The sequence below is a fragment of the Inquilinus sp. genome, assembly GCF_057815775.1.
This window is the reverse complement of the sequence record NZ_JBYRFX010000570.1, coordinates 1-3,037: the sequence shown is the minus strand read 5'-3', so window position 1 is coordinate 3,037 and position 3,037 is coordinate 1. Positions and strand designations below refer to the sequence as shown.

Here is a 3,037-nt window from a genome sequence, read left to right as displayed (position 1 = left end):
TGAAGGACAACACGGTGGTCCAGTTCTCCCCCAGCTTCGCGGCGGCGATGGACCCGGACGGCAGCCGCCTGGCGCCGGGCCGGCCGATCATCGTGCGCGGCACCTGGACCCGCGACCGCCACAAGCGCGATGTGCTGAGCGTGGTCGAGATGGGCACCGACGTCTATTCCATGGTCGCCGCCTACTGAGAGTCCACGACGGTCAGGACCGCGGTGGGCCACGACGGTCAAGACCGCGGTGGGCCGTAGCCGAGCCAGCGGTTCAGGTCTTCGGGGTCGACATAGCGCTGCCAGTCGACCGCGGTCTCGATCGCCTCGCTGTCCGGGTAGATTGCCAGCAGGACGCGGTCGACCGCCCCTGCGGGCCCGGCGAAGGGCAGCATCAGCCGGTGATAGCCGAAGCGCCGGAACGGGAAGCGGAAGCGGCGGTGGGTGTAGTGCGGCACGCCCTCGGCCACGCACATGCCATAGGCCTTCATCGCCTCCGCCCGGATCTCTTCGGCATAGAGCTCGTCGACATAGCGGCCGGCGAGGTCGCGCCCGGCAAGGTGGCTGAGGCGGCTGCCGACCACGCGGTAGCGCGGGCGCAGCGGCCCATGCTCGATATCGACGATGGCGAGGTTGGCGATCCAGGGATTGAAGTTGACCGGCAGCAGCGTCTGTTCCGACGGGATCGGCGCGTCGTCGCGCAGCCGGTGCCAGCGGTCCAGCAGGGCGCCCAGTTCCGCATGGCCGGACGCATCGGTTTCCTCCTCCGGCGCACGGCGGGCGGAGACGAGATGGGTGACGAAGCTTGCGAGCAGCCGTTGCATCGAGCCTGAGATAATGCCGCACCAAGACCGAGTATGCGCTCGATCGGGCGCGGAACCACTTCGCCCTTGGAGCGGTGAATTCATCTGGTGCAGGAATAGCGCAGGTTCGGCCCTCCCGGACAGACGCGTGTTCGGACGGGATCGAACCCGCCGGGCACAACCTCCGGCTGCGGCGACAGAGCAAAGAGGCCCATGACCGAGCACCAGATCGCCACCGCCGGGTTGCCGATGGACAAAGCGTGACCCCGCCCCTGCCCCCCTTGCCGATCGACGAGGCGCTGCCGGCGCTGCGCCACGCGCTGGCCGGGGGCGGCCGCGCCGTGCTGCAGGCGCCGCCCGGCGCCGGCAAGACCACCCGGGTGCCGTTGGCGCTGCTGGGCCAGACCTGGCTGGGTGACGCCAAGATCGTGATGCTGGAGCCGCGGCGGATCGCGGCCCGCGCTGCGGCCGGCCACATGGCGTCGCTGCTGGGCGAAAAGGTCGGCGACACCGTCGGCTATCGCATCCGCATGGACCGCAAGATCGGGCCGCGCACCCGGATCGAGGTGGTGACCGAGGGCATCCTGACCCGGATGCTGCAGGACGACCAGGCGCTGGAAGGCGTCGGCGCCCTGATCTTCGACGAATTCCACGAGCGCAGCCTGAACGCCGATCTCGGCCTCGCTTTGGCGCTGGAGACCCGCGGCACGCTGCGCGACGACCTGCGCCTGCTGGTGATGTCGGCGACACTGGATGGCGAGCCGGTGGCGCGGCTGCTGGGCGATGCGCCGCTCATCACCTCGGCCGGCCGCGCCTTTCCGGTGGAGACCCAGCACCGGCCGCCCCGCGCCGGCGAGGCGATCGAGGATGCGGTGGCCCGCGCGGTGCGCGACGCGCTGGCGGAGGAGAGCGGCAGCCTGCTGGTGTTCCTGCCCGGCGCGCGGGAGATCCGCCGGGTGCAGGCCAGGCTGTCCGGGCTGGGCGACAAGGTGATCGTCGCGCCGCTGTATGGCGACCTGACCGGGGCGGCGCAGGATCAGGCAATCCGCCCGGCGCCGGCGGGCAGCCGCAAGGTGGTGCTGGCGACCAACATCGCCGAGACCAGCCTGACCATCGAGGGCGTGCGCGTGGTGATCGACAGCGGCCTGGCCCGCGCGCCGCGCTTCGACCCGCGCACTGGCATGAGCCGGCTGGAGACCGTGACGATCGCCCGCGCCGCCGCCGACCAGCGCCGTGGTCGTGCCGGCCGGACCGAGCCGGGGATGTGCTGGCGGCTGTGGGCCAAGGCCGGCGAGGGCGCCATGGCGCCGTTCGCGCCGCCGGAGATCCTGGTGGCCGACCTGGCGCCGCTGGCGCTGGAGCTGGCGCTCTGGGGTGTGGTTGGGGGGGGCGGCGGCGACCTGTCCTGGCTGGACCCGCCGCCGGCCGCCGCCCTGGCCCAGGCCCGGGCGCTGCTGGCCGATCTCGGCGCCCTCGACGGCGCTGGCCGACCGACCGCGCATGGCAAGGCGATGGCCCGGCTGCCGCTGCACCCGCGGCTGGCGCATATGGTGCTGCGTGCCAAGGCCGACGGCATCGGCGGCGTCGCGGCCGACATCGCGGCGATCCTGGAGGGCCGCAAGCCGGTGGCCGAGACCGATCTGCGCAGCTCGATCGAGGCGCTGCGCCGTGTCAGGGACGACCCGGCGATTGCCCGGCTGCGCGAGGCGGCACGCGACATCGGCCGGCGCTTTGATCTGGGCCATGGCGGAGGCCCGGAGGATGCCGGCGCCCTGCTGGCGCTGGCCTATCCCGACCGGGTGGCGCGGCGGCGGCCGGGCGTGCGCGGCAGCTTCCTGATGGCCAATGGCCGCGGCGCCTCGGTGCGGGAGACAGACCCGCTCGCCGGTGCCGACTTCCTCACCATCGCCGAGACCGATGATGCCGGGCGCGAGGCCCGCATCCTGGCGGCCGCACCGCTGGACGCCGCGACTTTGGAGTCGGTGCTGGGCGACCGCATCACCTGGATCGAAAGCGTCACCTGGGATGCGGCCGAGCAGGCTGTCGCCGCCCGGCGGCAGCGCCGGCTCGGTGCCCTGGTGCTGGCCGATGCCGCGCTGCCGAAGCCGGCGCCCGAGGCGGTGGCGGCGGCGATGCTGGAGGGCGTGCGCCGGCTCGGCCTCGACGCCCTGCCCTGGCGCGACGGTGCCGCGGCGCTGCGCCGGCGGGTCGGCTTCGCCCACACCCTGGAGGGCGAGGCCTGGCCCG

Annotated in this window: 3 protein-coding genes; 2 read left to right on the top strand and 1 reads right to left on the bottom strand. The window is 73.3% G+C overall.

Annotated elements, in window-relative coordinates:
* Positions 1-188 (top strand): hypothetical protein (locus AC3XYG_RS19890; RefSeq protein WP_489141598.1); only part of this gene is annotated, 188 nt, incomplete at its 5' end.
* 38 nt (positions 189-226) lie between these two features.
* On the opposite strand, the gene AC3XYG_RS19885 is transcribed toward AC3XYG_RS19890, so the two are convergent.
* The gene (locus AC3XYG_RS19885; RefSeq protein WP_489141597.1) at positions 227-811 is read right to left on the bottom strand and encodes a PAS domain-containing protein; all 585 of its coding nucleotides are present in this window, start codon (positions 809-811) and stop codon (positions 227-229) included.
* 239 nt (positions 812-1,050) lie between these two features.
* Here AC3XYG_RS19885 and hrpB point away from each other — a divergent pair.
* On the top strand, positions 1,051-3,037 hold a 1,987-nt coding region (gene hrpB / locus AC3XYG_RS19880; protein WP_489141596.1), incomplete at its 3' end, for an ATP-dependent helicase HrpB.

What these genes read in the sequence shown, in the direction of transcription:
- AC3XYG_RS19885 (WP_489141597.1), bottom strand. Translation starts at nt 811, where the DNA reads ATGCAACGGCTGCTCGCAAGCTTCGTCACCCATCTCGTCTCCGCCCGC.